Source organism: Rhodococcus sp. P4_C10 (genome assembly GCF_056402135.1).
In genome coordinates, this window is record NZ_JBFUHZ010000020.1 from 15,270 (window position 1) to 29,109 (window position 13,840).

A 13,840-nucleotide genomic window follows, 5' to 3' on the forward strand; every position below is an offset into this window, starting at 1 on the left:
TCAGTCTCGGGTGAGCTTGCGGTGCGTGACCCGGTGCGGCCGAGCGGCGTCGGGGCCGAGGCGCTCGACCTTGTTGGCCTCGTAGCCCTCGAAGTTGCCCTCGTACCAGTACCAGGCCGCCTCGTTGTCGCCGAATCCGCCTTCCCACGCCAGGATGTGGGTGCAGGTGCGGTCCAGGAACCAGCGGTCGTGCGAGATGACCACGGCGCAACCCGGGAACTCCTCGAGCGCGTTCTCCAGCGAACCGAGGGTCTCGACGTCGAGGTCGTTGGTCGGCTCGTCGAGCAGGATCAGGTTGCCGCCCTGCTTGAGCGTCATCGCCAGGTTCAGGCGGTTGCGCTCACCACCGGAGAGCACCCCGGCCGGCTTCTGCTGGTCGTGACCCTTGAAGCCGAACGAGCTGATGTACGCCCGGGACGGGAACTCGGTCTGACCGACGACGATGAAGTCGAGTCCGTCGGACACCGTCTCCCAGACGGTCTTCTTCGGGTCGATGCCGCTGCGGTTCTGGTCGACGTAGCTGAGCTTGACCGTCTGACCGATCTTCACCTCGCCCGCGTCCGGCTCCTCGAGACCGACGATGGTCTTGAACAGCGTCGTCTTACCGACACCGTTGGGGCCGATGACGCCGACGATGCCGTTACGCGGCAGTGTGAACGACAGGTCCTTGATCAGGACGCGGCCGTCGAAGCCCTTGTCCAGGTTCGACACCTCGACCACCACGTCACCCAGCCGCGGCGGGGCCGGGATCTGGATCTCGTCGAAGTCGAGCTTGCGGGTCTTCTCGGCCTCGTTGGCCATCTCCTCGTAACGGTCGAGGCGGGCCTTGTTCTTGGCCTGACGGGCCTTGGCGCCCGAACGCACCCAGGCGAGCTCTTCCTTGAGCCGCTTCTGGAGCTTCTGGTCCTTCTTGCCGGACACCTCGAGGCGCTGCGCCTTCTGCTCCAGGTAGGTGGAGTAGTTGCCCTCGTACGGGTAGAGCCGGCCGCGGTCGACCTCACAGATCCACTGCGCGACGTGGTCGAGGAAGTACCGGTCGTGGGTGACGGCGAGGATGGCGCCGGGGTAGGCGGCGAGGTGCTGCTCGAGCCACAGCACCGACTCGGCGTCGAGGTGGTTGGTGGGCTCGTCGAGGAGCAGCAGGTCGGGCTTGCTCAGCAGCAGCTTGCACAGCGCCACGCGGCGCTTCTCGCCACCGGAGAGGTGGGTGACCATGTCCTCCGGCGGCGGGCAGCGGAGGGCGTCCATGGCCTGCTCGAGCTGGGAGTCGATCTCCCAGGCGTCGGCGTGGTCGAGCTTCTCCTGGAGCTCGCCCATCTCCTCCATCAGCTCGTCGGAGTAGTCGGTGGCCATCAGCTCGGCGATCTCGTTGTACCGCTTGAGCTGGACCATCACCTCGCCCAGGCCGTCCTCGACGTTCTGGCGGACGGTCTTGGTCTCGTCGAGCTCCGGCTCCTGCATGAGGATGCCGACCGTGGCGCCGGGCGCGAGGAACGCCTCGCCGTTGCCGGGCTGGTCCAGTCCGGCCATGATCTTGAGGATGCTGGACTTACCCGCACCGTTCGGCCCGACCACACCGATCTTCGCGCCGGGGTAGAAGCTCATCGTGACGTCATCGAGGATGACCTTGTCGCCGTGCGCCTTGCGCACCTTCTTCATCGTGTAAATGAACTCCGCCATGGGCACCAGAGTATCGCCCGCCGTGGCGGCGCCCCAATCCACGCGGGGCAGGGCCCCAATCCACCCGGGGCGGGGCCGAGAMCCGSCCCCGCCGCAGGTCAGATCAGGGCCCGCACGAACGCGGTGACGTCCGGCAGCGACTCCAACGCCGACACCCGGTGCGCGCCCGGATAGGTCCGGAACGTCACGTCCTGTCCGTTCAGCGCCAGGTCCGCGGCCAGCTTCGCGCCGAGCGGGTACGGCACCGTCGTGTCCTGCAATCCGTGCCCGACGAACACCGGCCGGTCGTAGCCCGTGGTGGGCACCGAAAGGTACTCGCGGATCGCGGTGCGGAACGTGTCGTCGCCGAGCGGCCGGGACAGCATCTCGCCCACCCCGACGTCCCCGGCCTCGGCCTCGGCCTCGGCCAGCAGTTCGGTGAAGCACAGCTGCTCGGACCTGCGGACCAGCCCGGCACCGATCGGGGTGAGGTAGTCGTCGACGCGGATGTCCGGCCGGGCCACCCGCAGCCCGTCGACCACGTAGGCGGCAAACGCGGGCAGTCCGCTCAGCCCCAGGTTCGGAAATCCCGGCCCGCCGAGCGGGAACAGCTCCTCCAGGTTCGCCGGGGTCCCGGTGGCGACTGCTCCCCGGTAGTCGAGTTCGGGTGCGTACCGGGTCGCCTCGTGCGCGGCGAACATGGCGGCGTGTCCGCCCTGCGAATGCCCGACCGCCACCCACGTGGGCGACAGCTCCGGCGTCACCGCGCGGGCGGCGCGGACCATGTCGATGACCGCGCGTCCCTCGCTGCGGCCGTGCAGGTACGCGTGTGTTCCGTCGGTACCGAGCCCGACGAAGTCCGAGGCCACCACCGCAAAGCCCTTCGCCAGCCACGTCCCGAGGTACGTGTGGGCAAAGTCGGAGATCTCCCCGTGCGACGGGGCGCAGGCGTCCGCGACTCCGGTGGTGCCGTGCGCCCAGGAGACCACCGGCCAGCCGCCGGCCGGTGTCGGGCCGTCGGGCAGGTACACGGCGCCGGTGCTGAGCGCGGGCCCGCCGGTCGGACCCTCCGTCCAGTAGGTGAGGCGCTCCGAGTCGTGGGCGCCGACGAGCTGGGCGTCGGCGGGCAGCGTCTCGACGGACACCACCGTCCCCGGCGCCCCGGCCGGAGCGGGGGCCGCCGACACCGCGGTCGGAGCCGTCAGCGCAAGCACCGCCACCGCGGCTGTCACGATGCCCAGTCGGCGGAAACGGGTGGTCTCGATGGTCGGCCTCTTCGTCGGTGTCTGCGCCACGGTCATTGTCTACCCCACTTCGAAGGCGCAGTGGGCGGTTATGTTCCCGACCTGAATCCATGCCCACAGAATCAAAACTGTGGTCGCACAACGGCGGCCGCGTCCGGCAGCGACGCCGCCGCGCTCTGGCCGGCGCGTTCGGACGCGCCGGCCAGAGAGCTCAGCGCAGTATCCGGTCGACGAAGCGCGTCGAGTCGTCGAAGGATGCCGAGAGGGTTCCGACGTGGTCGGTGCCGGGATAGGTGCGGAAGTCCACCCGGGCGCCGCGCAGCGCGAGGTCGGCGGCCAGCTTCACGTTCAGCGGGAAGGGCACAACCAGGTCCGAGAGGCCCTGACCGAGGAAGACCGGCCTGTCGTAGCCGGCGGTCGGGACGGCCAGGTAGTCGGCGAACGCGCGCCTGACCTGGGTGTTGTTCAGAGACCTCGAGAACAGGTCTCCGACCGACGCGTTGCCGATGGACGGTCGCAGGTCAACGGTGCACACCTGCTCGGCCTTCGCTGCCAGGTCCCGACCACGCGGCGAGAGATACCCGTCCAGGTTCAGATCCGGACGCACCTCGCCGAGACCCATCACCGTGTACAGCAGGAACACGGTGAGCCCGGCAACCCCGAAGTTCGGGATCCCCGGCCCGGCGAGCGGAAATATCTGCTCCAGGTTCGACGGCACACCCAGCGCGACGGCGCCGCGGTAGTCGAGCTCCGGCGCGTACCGGGTGGCCTCGTGCGCCGTGAACATCGCCGCCTGCCCGCCCTGCGAGAGTCCGGCCACCAGCCACCGCGGCGACAGGTCACCGACCGCGGAGCGGGCGGCGCGCACCATGTCTATGACCGAGTACGCAGCGGCCAGTCCGTCGAGGTAGGGCAGCGGACCGTCGGTGCCGAGCCCGATGTAGTCGGTGGCCACCACCGCGTATCCGCGGGCCAGCCACCGCGCCACGTACTGGGACTCCGGTTCGTACAGCCCGACGACGGACGGCGCGCAGGCGTCCGCGACACCGATGGTGCCGTGCGCGTACGAGATGACCGGCCAACCGCCCGCCGGTGGGTTGCCCGGCGGCACGTACACCGCCCCGCTGCTCACGGCGGGCGCCCCGAAGTGGTCGGTGGTCCGGTAGGTCAGGCGGTATGCCCGGGCCGCCCCGGGGACCGCCACGGCCGCGGGCATCTCCTGTTTCGAGAGCACTTCGCCCGGCGCCGCCGGAGCGGCACGAACGGCGGCGGGCACCGCCACCCAGGCGACCGCGAGGGTCACGAGTAGCACGGTCAGAGCGTGAATTCTGGTGCGTTCCATCGCGATCGTCTCCCGCTCGCCGGATCGGCCCACGCAGTCGGACGGACCAACAGTAGGCCTTTCTACAGCGTCCAACCTGCATATCGAGCTCAACTCGCCTCCGCGACCGCCTCGATCTCGACCCCATCGGCAGCTTCGTGTCGCATGCCGGTCCCGTCTGCGCGCCGCTCCGTGCCGCCGTCGGGCTCCGCTTCCTGACCGCTCTCCGACGCGGGCTTCACGCCGCGCGGTCCCCGTTCGAGCCGGGCGATGCACCGGGCCAGGTCAGGGCCGACCGCACTGGCGCGCATCTCCAGGTCGGCCCGCTCCACCCCGTCTCGGGTGGTGTACTCGTTGGTCCGCAGCTGCCCGTACGCGATGACGGGGTCTCCCTTCATCAGCGAGGCCCCCACCCCCGCGACCAGCCGGCGCCAGCAGGTCACCGTGAGGTACAGGGTGCCGCCGTCCGTCCAGTCCCCCGTGGCCTGGTCCCAGCGCCGGACGTTGCTCGCCATCCGGAAGCTGAGCACCTCCTCCCCGGAGTTCGTCGGACGCTTGACCGGGTTGGTGATGACGGTGCCGACCACCGCCGTGTGTGTCTCGTACATGTTCCGCCCCTTTGCCTTCGGCGGGCCACGCGGCCCTCGGCCACAACGGTGCCCCGACCGGCGCCGAGATTGTGCGCCGGAGCGAATCTGGGGATGACGAAACCGGTTGTCCACAGGAAGCCGAATTCGGATCCCGGAGAGGAATTTCCGTCTGACCCGTGTGGTAGGTCCCGAAGTCAGGTGCGACGGCCGGTGACCGACGCGGCGAGGGCGGCGGCGTAGGTCTCGAGCCGCTCGCTGGTGTAGGTGTCGGGGTCGCTGACCGCGAGCCGGCCGAGCATCTCCGCGAAGGAGAGCATCGTGTGGGCAAGTAGCACCGGGTCCAGGCCGACAAGTCCCGGCTCGAGCTCGATCCCGGCTCGGGCCAGCACCTCGGCCTGCGCCAGCACCGCGCCACGGGCGGCGCGCAGGTGCTCGCGGTACTCGCCGGGCGCGGTGTCGGGGGCGGTGAGGATCAGCCGCCACCGGGTCGGGTTCTCGAGCACCACGTGCACGAACGCCGAGACCGTGCCCGCGTAGGCCGCGGCCGGCCCCAACGGCCGAAGGTCAGTCGGCATCGCCGCGAGAACCTGCCCGATCGCGAGGTCGTGCTCACGCTGCAGCAGCGCCTCGACCAGGTCCGCGCGGGTGCGGAAGACCGTGTACAGCACGGGCTTCCCCACGCCCGCCGCGTCCGCGACGGCCTCCATGCTGAGGTCATGCAGACCGGACCGGCGGGTCACCTCGAAGGCGGCGTCAAGCAGTTGCGCGCGGCGCTGCTCCGGGGGTAGCCGCGGCGCGTACTTGCGCCGGGGCCGGTCCGCCGGGGTTGCCGACTGGGGTCGCGTCGTCACGGGAGCCGATCCTACGCATCCGTTGTATTTGCGATCGACCATTGCTACGGTCGCGTTGTATTCACTCCCGGCCGGCGGCACCACCGCGGCCGCCCTCGGCAGGAGAACACCATGAGCGAACCCCGCACGATGGCCGGCCGCGGCTGGCCGTTCGACCCGTCGCGCCGCCGCGAGGACCACGGGTTCTTCGGGCCGGGGTCGCCGACCTGGAAGGCGTGGACGCACCCGACCGCGCTGCTCGGATTCCAGCGCGCGGTCACCCTCGAGCACTTCGACCCGTTCCTCACGGCCGCGGTCGCCGATGCCCGCGGGATCTACCTGGATCCGCGCGGCCGTCTCGACGGCACCCTCTCCTACTTCCTGATCGTCGCGGTCGGCGACACCCGCTCCGCGATCGAGACGTCGGAACTGTTGATGCGGGTGCACGCCAAGGCCACCGGCATCGAGCCGATCAGCGGCCAGCGCTACAGCGCTAACAACCCCGACAGCCAGTTGTGGATCCACGTCACGGGCTGGCATTCGGTGCTCAAGTGCTACGAGATGTTCGGACCCGGCCCGCTGACCGAGGTGGAGGAGACGCAGTACTGGGCGGACTGCGCCGTCGCCGCCGAACTGCAGACCTGCCGGGCCGCGGACGTCCCACGGTCGCGCGCGGAGGTCCACGAGTACTTCGACGCGGTTCGGCCGCGGTTGTGCGTCTCCGAAAGCGCGCTCGAGGGCATGCACTACCTGCTGCGCACCCGGGCGGGGAAGGGCCGGCTCGCGTTGTGGGCGATGAGCCGGGCCATGGCGCCCGCGACGATCGCGACCCTGCCGAAGTGGATGCGCGAGCTCGGCGGCTTCGACCAGCCCGTCCTCGTGGACCGGGCCGTCACCCCGTTCGCGCGCACCGCGGTCCGTGCCGCCAGCACCCCACGGGTGGAGCTGGCCGCGATCCGGCGCCTGCTCCCGATGACCCACTCCGTCCTCGACCAGCACTTCAACGGTGCCCCGCCCGAGCGCGCCGAGACCCTGACGCCGGCCGCCGCGCGAGAGGTGCACGGGGCCCGGTCGGGCGGGCGACAACGCGGGCTCGCGGGCCGGCCGGGCTAGTCGCCCGTCGGGTCCGAGGACCGCGCGGTCACGCGGGCAGCGTCGTGGGGTCGGTGTTCGCGCCGCAGACCACGGCGACCACCCGCTCGCCCGGGGCAGGCGCGTAGGCGCCGCTGAGCAGGGCCGCGATCGGCGCGGCGGCCGAATGCTCGACGGCCAGCCGGTACTCGCGCCACAGCAGGTTCCGGGCGTCGACGATGACGTCGTCGTCGACCAGCACCGAGACCATCGCGGTGCTACGCGCGACGTCCATCGCGATGTCGCCGAGCCGGGTGGCCCCGAGCGCGTCGGCGGCGACGCTGTCCACCGGGACGTCCACGGGCCGGCCCGCGGCGAGCGCGCGGTGCAGGGTGGGCGCACCAGTCGGCTCCACCCCGACGACCGCCGTGGTCCCCGACAGCGCCGTTGCGATACCGGCGGCCAGCCCGCCGCCACCGACCGCGACCAGCACGGTGGTCGCGTCGGGCACCTGCTCGGCCAGCTCGAGCCCGATCACCCCGGCGCCCGCGACCACGTCGGGCAGGTCGTAGGCATGCAGTTGCTGGGCGCCGCGCTCGACGGCGATCGCAGTCGCCCGCGCGTACGCGTCGGTGTAGCGCTCGCCGTCGAGGACCACCTCGGCGCCGAGGGCCCGGAGCCGCTCGACCTTGACGACGGGCGCGGACGCGGGGACGACCACCGTGCAGGCCACGCCCAGCATCCGCGACGCCGTCGCCGCCGCGATCCCGGCGTTGCCGCCCGACGCGATCACCACCGGCGCGTCACGCTGTGCCGCGGGCCGGTGCAGCAGGGCGTTGAGGCTGCCGCGGATCTTGAACGAGCCGCCCAGCTGCAGGTGCTCGAGCTTGAGCGCGACCGGGAACTCACCGCCGGGCGTCGGCACGCCCACCCGCAGGACCGGGGTGCGCCGCACCCGGTCGCCCACCCGTGACCGGGCGGCGAGCACGTCCTCGCGGGTGATCACCGGCCGGCCTCGCGGTCTCGGCGAGCCAGCTCCGCGAACATCGCGTTGTGCGCGGCCAGTTCTGCGTCTTCATCGCGGACGGCGGCCCGGTCGATCCGGGTGGCCGTCTTCTTGTCGCTGCGCGACCACTGCACCAGCAGCGCCATCATCACCAGCACGAGCGGGATCTCGCCGGTGGCCCAGGCGATGCCGCCGCCGAGCTGCTGGTCACCGAGCAGGTCGTCGTTCCAGCCCAGCGCCAGGGAACGGTAGAACCAGCCGCCCATCACCTCGCCCATGCTCATCAGCGCGATGCCGAAGAACGCGTGGAACGGCAGCGAGCCGAACACCATCGCCAGCTTCGTCACCGGGGAGAGTGTTCGCGGCGCCGGGTCGATGCCGATGACGACCCAGTAGAAGAGGTAGCCGCTGAGGATGAAGTGCAGGTTCATCAGCAGGTGGGCGCCGTGCGCGTCGAGGGTCGCGCCGAAGATGCCGCCGAGGTACAGCGCGTAGAAGCCGCCGACGAACAGCACCGACGCCACCAGCGGGTGGGTGAGGAACCGTGAGACGGGGCTGTGCAGCGCGGCGAGCAGCCACTCGCGCGGGCCGGGCGGACCGTCGGATCCGGCCGGCTTGAGCGCGCGCAGCGCCAGCGTCATCGGGCCGCCGAGCACCAGCAGCACCGGCGCGAGCATCGACATCGCCATGTGCGCGCCCATGTGCACGCTGAACACCGCGGGCGAGTACCGGCCGAGGCCGGAGGAGGTGGCCACCAGCAGCACCGCGCAGCCAAGCACCCAGGAGATGGTCCGGCCGATCGGCCAGCTGTCGCCGCGCTTGCGCAGTCGGCGCACGCCGAGGACGTAGACGACGGCGGCGATGATCGCCGCGGTCCCGAAGATCAGGTCGAAGCGCCAGTCGAACGCCAGCCGCGCGAGCGTCGGCGGGCCGTCCAGGGTGTAGCCCAGGTACACCTCGGCCGGGCTGGGGCGGATGTCCGACGGCGGCGGCGGGGTGCGGCCCAGGCCGACGGCGATACCGATCGTCGCCGCGAACACGAGCGCCTCCGCGCCGGCGAACCGGATCAGCGCGCCCCGCGAGTTGGGGTCGGCGGCCAGCGCGGGCAGCGCGCGACGACGCTGCACGTAACCGAACACGCCCAGGATCACCAGCGCGACGGTCTTGGCCACCAGCAGCCAGCCGTAGGTGCTGGTGAACAGCTCGCTCACCGGGAGCCGGACCAGTCCGTTGAGGACACCGGAGATCGCCATCACCACGAACGCGCAGGTGGCGATCAGCGAGAACCGTCGGGCCGCGAGGTCGGTGTGCTCGCCGCGGCGGCGGGCATGCGCGAGCAGCGCGATCAGCCCGCCGGCCCACAACGCCGCCGCACCCAGGTGCCACAGCAGGCTGTTGGTTGCGACGTCGTGCGAGCCGCCCGAAGAGGAGTGTCCCGTCAGGCCGAGCGGGACCAGAGTCGCGAGGCCGAGCACCAGCAGCGCCGGTGTCCAGGCCCAGCGCAGCACGAGGCGGCAGCCGATCGCGAGCAGGACCGCGAGGATGGCGGTGTTGCGCCAGGCCCCGGCGAGCTCGATCTGCGGCAACGCCTTGAACAGGTTGGCGGGCTGGATGGACTCGCTCAACGGCTGACCGGAGGTGTCCGAGACGGTCAACGGCACCAGCACCAGCGCGCAGGCCGCCCACACGATCGCGGCGTGGCCGGCGATCCGCACCGCCCGGTAGCCGCCGACGTCAAGGACGCCGCTGCGCTGCGGCGGCACCAGGAACGCGGCGAGCAGCAGCGACCCGATCGCGAGCACGGCGGACACCTCGCCCGCCGCCTTGACCGCGGGCAGGCCGTAGGTGGTGAGCGGGCCCGGATCCGGGATGCCGAGCCGGATCAGGGCCTCCGACGCGGACAGCCCGACCACGATGGCCGCGACCAGACCGGCCACGATCCCGAGCGTCACGAAGATCGGTGCCGAGGTCTCACCGACCTTTCGTGGCGACGGCGCTGGTGGAGGGGCGAGCTCGGGTGATGCCATGGACACCAGGGTAGAAGTTCCGTGCGGGTGCGTTCCTCCCAGGTCGGCACGGCGTGACCCACGCCTCCCAAGAGGCGCGGAGCGGTACCGGTAGACTCCTGTGCCGATCCCCCCGGGGATCACGCCTCCGTAGCTCAGTTGGATAGAGCAAGAGCCTTCTAATCTCTAGGTCGCAGGTTCGATTCCTGCCGGGGGCACTCAATACCTGCAGGTAAAGGCCATTATTGGATTGCCGGATCGTCTACGCTCCGGCTGCGCTCCGTTAGCCCTGATCGATCACAACACCGACCCAACGGTCTGAGCCAGAATCCCCACGCCGATCACGACGACACCCCACAGCGCGGTTCGGGCATCAGCCTTGGCACTCGTCGCCTGCTCGGCCTCATCAGCCTGCAGGCGTGCAGAACGGGATTCGAATTCTCGGCGCGTCCACTTGGCGTGACCCTTCAGCTCATCCGACAGCGTCGCCACCTTGCCCTGCAGAGCCGCAACCTCACGCATCAGCCGCTCGGTATCGGATTCCTCGCCCACGACGACCGCGACGCCGCCAAACGTCGCCTCACCGTGCACAGCGGCAGCAACCGCGACGACAGCCGGTCGCGGCAGGCGTAGGAGGTTCACTAGCCACAACGGCAGCGCGTCGCGAATGCTGTCGACATGCTTCGCTGCCTGCACGACGGTCGATGCCAGACCACCCAGCTGCAGCACTCCCCCGACGACAACCAGAACCAACCCGAACGTCTCCATAGGGTGTGGACGATAGCCCGCGTTTCGGCCCACTCCCCCTCTACGACATAGATTGCCGACCAGCTACGGGCTTACGCGGATCTCATCGACCCGCTCACAAACAACTGACTCCGAAGTCGAGCACGCATGGGTATGTGGCGATCAGCCACTGCCTGAACTCCCACGGCATCGGGATGAAGTAGATGTTGTCTCCCATGTCTCATCACCTCTCAGTGGCCATACCAGAGCCATGGAACTACGGCCGCGAGCCAGTCCCGCATGCCTACGGGGAGGTCTTTCAGGTACCACCACATTCTCATCACCCCTTACGGGCCCGCTTGTCGTCCGTCAGTAGCAGTAGCCACCTAGCCAGCACGGTGCATTGTCCCGGATCCAGACTCGAATGTGGTCCGGGACAATGCCATAGGGCATCAGCCACCAGATCGGCGGGAAGTCCATTTCGATCACGCCTTTCAGGTCAAGGGCAGTGTCCGCCGAAGTCGCATCCGATGATCGACCACAGCGCGAGCCGCCACTCCATGGGGAACGGCAGTCGGTATACCCAGGTGCCTTGGAACTGCGGGTTCATCTCTGGCGTCACTGCAACCTCCGGGTGGGTGAGTCCCGACCGTTCGACCAGCGTAGTCCCCTTGATCTGGCCTCCCAATTGACCTCTATTTCTCCCTCTCTCGTTGCACTTTTGAGGCAAACCCGCAGAACAGCGCCTGAAACACCTATTCACAGGGCTTTTGACATGGCGCACTACACCTTTCGGCTGGGCCTGTTGGATTGCCATCTGAAAGTGAATGCGTGAGTTGATATCTGAGATCGTTGGCAGCTTTGTTGGGGCGTGTGCCCGTTGTAATCCCATCCTGGGGCATGCACTTAGGTCTGTCCATCAGTGCCTTGAGGTCCTACCGGGCCGAAAACTCCTAGCGGTACCGCTATAAGCAAAGGGTGCGATTACCTGCAGAAATAGGTTTTCGTAGAACAGCAATCGCCGTCTGCCGTGACCCGATTGTTAGACCAGGTTCGAGCGTTCGAACGGGCTACAGTTCGCCACGCGCCAGCTTCGACAACCGGGCCGCGATCTCGTCATCCCTGCCCTGGGCCACCGATTGGCACTTCATCGCCATCGCCGGGGTTGTGTGACCGATCCTCAGCATCAACTCGGCGGTCGTCGCCCCAGCCTGAGCCGCCAGCACAGCCCCCACATGCCGTAGATCGTGGACGCGCCAGAGTCGGGTTGCCGATCGCAGCGGCAGCAGCCAGCTGAACTCCCCCGGTGCGCTGAACTAACCCGCGGAGCCCAGCGTGTACATAGTGCCGAACAGCAAGCGCCCTAGCGCGAGGTCCAGATCGGTGATCGGCCGCAGGGGGCACGGTCGGATTCCGGTGGAGATGCCGCCTCCGGCTTCGACAGCTTCCCAGCACTCGGTGATTTGCTCCGGGGTGAAGGTCCGGTCGAACCGACCAGCGTCCCAGACGTTGTCAGAGGAACCGGGCTGGACGTAGCTGCTGCCGCTTGTGGGAAGGCTCCCGCCGCCGATGGAGTCTTGGGCGTGGGCGACTGCAGGGGTTGCTGCCAGGAATAGCCCCGCGGTCAGGATTGCGGATCGGGTCAAGGTGAGTCGCATTGGTCCGTCCTTGTTTCGTAGTTGCGTCAGGCTAAACGGGAACCGGTGACGCCGGACCGGAACCCGAACCGGCACACTGGCCGTCCCCCTCCGCCCCATTTCCACAGGCCGTCCACAGGCCCTGCTTCTCCGCGGAGCTCCCCCACCGAGATCCTGAGGGCTCTGGGTGCCCGGCCGGCAACGGTCGTCTCCGAGGATCTGAGAAGAGCTATTACTCTGGCACGTACACCGATCGAATGACATCGACCGTGGCAGTGACCAATTCGGGGATCAGGCGGACGTAGTCTCCCGGACATGACACATCTCGTACCTGGCCGGGTCGAACCCCCGGTCAAGACCAACGTCGCCGCTCAGATCGGCTTGTTCTCTGCCCTGATCGGACTGATCCCGGCAGCGCTCGTGTTCGGCTGGGTCGGTCTCCACGAGACCAACAAGAGGCCACACGAGACCGGGTCTTGGCTCGCCTGGTCCGCGGTGGTCCTCGCGATGGTCGAGATCGCCGTCATCGTCACCGTCGGCGTGATTTTCGCGGTGCAGAACGGCTCGTCTTCGACCAGCGGGTCTTACTCGCGGTACCGCTAGATAAGCCCCGATAAAGCGACCCTCACCCGCGGTGAAAATCACCGGAGAGTGGGGGATTTTTCGTGCCCGAAATTAGTGCGACCCTTTAGTAGCGCGTAAGGATTCAATTCTCCAAACTAGACATAACGGCCAACAATGGCCTGCGGGAGACGGCAGACCTCGCCCAGATCTAGTCATAGGCAAAGCAGTGAAAATTCAACAGCAGCAAGTCGCTCCTTTCCCAGGGTACCGTCACGAACCAGGTACGCATATCCGTGTCTCCGAATTGGCCGAGTGTGCCTTGAATGGCCGATGGGTCCGGGACGAGGTTCGGGAGCTCGAGTTTCCGGAGAGTGGTTCGTTCGTTTTGATCTGGTGCTCGATTCAGACCACCGATCCGGCCTTCTCCTTGTACCGCCGTGCCGCTGACGGTCGGGCGGCTTCGGATTACAGCTGGCAGCGTTTGTGCCCAGCGGCTGACCGTTGCACCGGAAATCACAGTTTGTTCCAGGTCCAGCGCGACCAGCTGCAGTCCGTCGAGGCCTACTGGGCTCAAGGCGCGGTCAAGCCTGCTGGACGTCTCCGATGAGCGCCCGAGACTTCGACGCGGTCGACATTCTGGGGACCTGCCTGTGCAAGGTGCAGCACCCCACCCTCTTCGAGTTCGCCAAGTGTGCTTTGCCGGCCGTTCGGTGGCCCAGCAAGGTCTCCGGAGAGTTCATCGTCGTAAGCCGTTGCCACGAGACACCAGTGGCAACGATGTACCGATCACTCCGCGAAGCGGTTAGTCGGTACCACCACATCAACAACATTGATTGCGGAGCGAGGCCCTGCAATAGGCACGGGCACGACCTGTGGGCGGTACTCCCGCGACGACACCGAACCGAGATCGTGAGGCTCGCATCGAGCAGTTCGAGACTCTGCTCGACAACCTGGTCCAGCAACTCGATGACCGCAAGGTCGAGATCGACCGCCTGCAGACCGTCATCGACCGCGCCCAGGCCGTCGACACTCGGGACCGAGTCGTCGCCGAACTCCACGCTCTACGCACGAAATAGCCCCCGCTGATCTTCGGATCGGCGGGGGCTCTCGGCGTTCGCGGGTTAGTTTGGCGTGCCACGACGCACGGACCGCGCCCGGATCAGCCGACTCGCTGAAGGTGTGGACC

11 protein-coding genes, 1 tRNA gene and 1 pseudogene are annotated in these 13,840 nt (G+C 68.5%); 4 read left to right on the forward strand and 9 right to left on the reverse strand.

What is annotated here, in order from left to right:
* From ettA to AC1DWC_RS15505, 5 genes are all read right to left on the reverse strand, one after another.
* Positions 1–1,680, reverse strand: coding sequence for an energy-dependent translational throttle protein EttA (gene ettA / locus AC1DWC_RS15485; protein WP_477909396.1), 1,680 nt, complete (start codon positions 1,678–1,680; stop codon positions 1–3).
* A 98-nt stretch (positions 1,681–1,778) separates the two neighbouring features.
* Positions 1,779–2,960, reverse strand: coding sequence for a lipase family protein (locus tag AC1DWC_RS15490; RefSeq protein ID WP_477909398.1), 1,182 nt, complete (start codon positions 2,958–2,960; stop codon positions 1,779–1,781).
* A gap of 154 nt (positions 2,961–3,114) precedes the next feature.
* Positions 3,115–4,245 carry a lipase family protein gene (locus AC1DWC_RS15495; protein WP_477909400.1) on the reverse strand — a complete coding sequence of 377 codons (1,131 nt, stop codon included), beginning with the start codon at positions 4,243–4,245 and terminating at the stop codon, positions 3,115–3,117.
* An 89-nt stretch (positions 4,246–4,334) separates the two neighbouring features.
* Positions 4,335–4,832, reverse strand: a complete 498-nt coding sequence (locus AC1DWC_RS15500) for a single-stranded DNA-binding protein (protein WP_477909402.1) — start codon at positions 4,830–4,832, stop codon at positions 4,335–4,337.
* 176 nt (positions 4,833–5,008) lie between these two features.
* The gene (locus tag AC1DWC_RS15505) at positions 5,009–5,665 is read right to left on the reverse strand and encodes a TetR/AcrR family transcriptional regulator (protein WP_477909404.1); all 657 of its coding nucleotides are present in this window, start codon (positions 5,663–5,665) and stop codon (positions 5,009–5,011) included.
* Between the two features lie 111 nt (positions 5,666–5,776).
* Between AC1DWC_RS15505 and AC1DWC_RS15510 the strand changes: the two genes are divergently transcribed.
* Complete coding sequence (locus tag AC1DWC_RS15510) at positions 5,777–6,757, forward strand: oxygenase MpaB family protein (protein WP_477909406.1); 981 nt, start codon at positions 5,777–5,779, stop codon at positions 6,755–6,757.
* Between the two features lie 28 nt (positions 6,758–6,785).
* On the opposite strand, the gene AC1DWC_RS15515 is transcribed toward AC1DWC_RS15510, so the two are convergent.
* Positions 6,786–7,721 carry a serine/threonine dehydratase gene (locus AC1DWC_RS15515; RefSeq protein ID WP_477909408.1) on the reverse strand — a complete coding sequence of 312 codons (936 nt, stop codon included), beginning with the start codon at positions 7,719–7,721 and terminating at the stop codon, positions 6,786–6,788.
* A complete protein-coding gene (locus AC1DWC_RS15520) occupies positions 7,718–9,748 on the reverse strand; it encodes a bifunctional copper resistance protein CopD/cytochrome c oxidase assembly protein (RefSeq protein WP_477909410.1) in 2,031 nt (676 codons plus the stop codon). Before AC1DWC_RS15520 ends, AC1DWC_RS15515 begins: the two co-directional genes overlap by 4 nt.
* A gap of 123 nt (positions 9,749–9,871) precedes the next feature.
* On the opposite strand from AC1DWC_RS15520, the gene AC1DWC_RS15525 reads away from it, so the two are divergent.
* Positions 9,872–9,945 (forward strand) — tRNA-Arg (locus AC1DWC_RS15525).
* A 79-nt stretch (positions 9,946–10,024) separates the two neighbouring features.
* Here the strand turns inward: AC1DWC_RS15525 and AC1DWC_RS15530 are convergent.
* Both AC1DWC_RS15530 and AC1DWC_RS15535 read right to left on the reverse strand, forming a co-directional pair.
* Entirely contained in the window at positions 10,025–10,495 is a 471-nt protein-coding gene (locus AC1DWC_RS15530; RefSeq protein ID WP_477909412.1) for a hypothetical protein, read from the reverse strand.
* A gap of 1,028 nt (positions 10,496–11,523) precedes the next feature.
* A pseudogene (locus AC1DWC_RS15535) lies at positions 11,524–11,709 on the reverse strand (tyrosine-type recombinase/integrase); the annotation flags it as partial.
* Positions 11,710–12,405: 696 nt separating this feature from the next.
* Between AC1DWC_RS15535 and AC1DWC_RS15540 the strand changes: the two are divergent.
* Both AC1DWC_RS15540 and AC1DWC_RS15545 read left to right on the forward strand, forming a co-directional pair.
* Positions 12,406–12,693, forward strand: coding sequence for a hypothetical protein (locus AC1DWC_RS15540; RefSeq protein ID WP_477909414.1), 288 nt, complete (start codon positions 12,406–12,408; stop codon positions 12,691–12,693).
* Between the two features lie 833 nt (positions 12,694–13,526).
* Positions 13,527–13,730, forward strand: coding sequence for a hypothetical protein (locus tag AC1DWC_RS15545; protein ID WP_477909416.1), 204 nt, complete (start codon positions 13,527–13,529; stop codon positions 13,728–13,730).
* Positions 13,731–13,840 lie beyond the last annotated feature (110 nt).

Excerpts from the sequence above, each read along its gene's own strand:
- ettA (WP_477909396.1), bottom strand. The coding sequence starts at position 1,680 with ATGGCGGAGTTCATTTACACGATGAAGAAGGTGCGCAAGGCGCACGGC.
- AC1DWC_RS15490 (WP_477909398.1), bottom strand. The coding sequence starts at position 2,960 with ATGACCGTGGCGCAGACACCGACGAAGAGGCCGACCATCGAGACCACC.
- AC1DWC_RS15495 (WP_477909400.1), bottom strand. The coding sequence starts at position 4,245 with ATGGAACGCACCAGAATTCACGCTCTGACCGTGCTACTCGTGACCCTC.
- AC1DWC_RS15500 (WP_477909402.1), bottom strand. The coding sequence starts at position 4,832 with ATGTACGAGACACACACGGCGGTGGTCGGCACCGTCATCACCAACCCG.
- AC1DWC_RS15510 (WP_477909406.1), top strand. The coding sequence starts at position 5,777 with ATGAGCGAACCCCGCACGATGGCCGGCCGCGGCTGGCCGTTCGACCCG.
- AC1DWC_RS15520 (WP_477909410.1), bottom strand. The coding sequence starts at position 9,748 with ATGGCATCACCCGAGCTCGCCCCTCCACCAGCGCCGTCGCCACGAAAG.
- AC1DWC_RS15530 (WP_477909412.1), bottom strand. The coding sequence starts at position 10,495 with ATGGAGACGTTCGGGTTGGTTCTGGTTGTCGTCGGGGGAGTGCTGCAG.
- AC1DWC_RS15540 (WP_477909414.1), top strand. The coding sequence starts at position 12,406 with ATGACACATCTCGTACCTGGCCGGGTCGAACCCCCGGTCAAGACCAAC.